General features: G+C 57.9%; 1 protein-coding gene. It reads right to left on the bottom strand.

The features are described 5' to 3' along the window. Nucleotides 1–26 precede the first annotated feature (26 nt). Nucleotides 27–740, bottom strand: coding sequence for a PaaI family thioesterase (locus A3730_RS23080; RefSeq protein ID WP_063520165.1), 714 nt, complete (start codon nucleotides 738–740; stop codon nucleotides 27–29). Nucleotides 741–758 lie beyond the last annotated feature (18 nt).

Below are 758 nucleotides of genomic sequence, written 5' to 3'. Positions count from 1 at the left end.
ATTCATGCCTCCCAGTGCGTTGAACGTTACGATGCCACCCCGGTATCCGAGGGTAGCGCAGACACAAATTCTGGCTTCAACGCATACTCACCATGGGCGGAAATCCAGATACCTTCCGCCGAAACCGTTTGCTCGCCATTTACCCAGACACTGCCTTCACAGCGTAACTTGCGGCGCTCCAGCGAAACCAGCCGGGCTTCGAAATCCACCGGCGTGTTTAACGGCGTGGCCGCCAAGTAGCGGATATTCAAAGTGCCGGTCATGCCGATTTGACGGACATAATCCTGCGTCTTGGCCATCAGCATATCCAACGCCAATGCCAGCACGCCACCGTGGACCCGCCCTGGCGGCCCCTGAAACGCGGGACCAAACGTGGCCCGGCCACGAATACGGTCACCATCGATCCACAATTCCAGCGGCGGCGAAAGCGGCGAGGCTTTGCCGGTAAGAATTTCAAAATCCACCAGGTCAGTCACGTCATCACCACTGCCCTGCCCGGCCAGCAGACGCTGCAGAATATCGCTGTAATCCCGCTGGCCTTCCTGCTGCAATGCCTGGCGCAGCTGCTGCACCTGACCGATGTAATCCTGCAACTTTTCATGCGGTGCATCCAGCCGTAACACCTGTTCGGTGAGGCCCGCTAATTCCTGGCCCAGCTGACGATGCAACTGCGCCCGCGTGGACGGCTCTGGCGTTTCCGCCACACGAATATCGCGAAAATGATAGGTGGTTTCAGACATCAATTACCCCAGACTCTT

This window comes from Alcanivorax sp. HI0044, assembly GCF_001634945.1.
The sequence above is the reverse complement of the archived record's forward strand: the minus strand, read 5'-3'. Positions and strand labels throughout refer to the sequence as shown.

What these genes read in the sequence shown, in the direction of transcription:
- A3730_RS23080 (WP_063520165.1), bottom strand. Translation starts at nt 740, where the DNA reads ATGTCTGAAACCACCTATCATTTTCGCGATATTCGTGTGGCGGAAACG.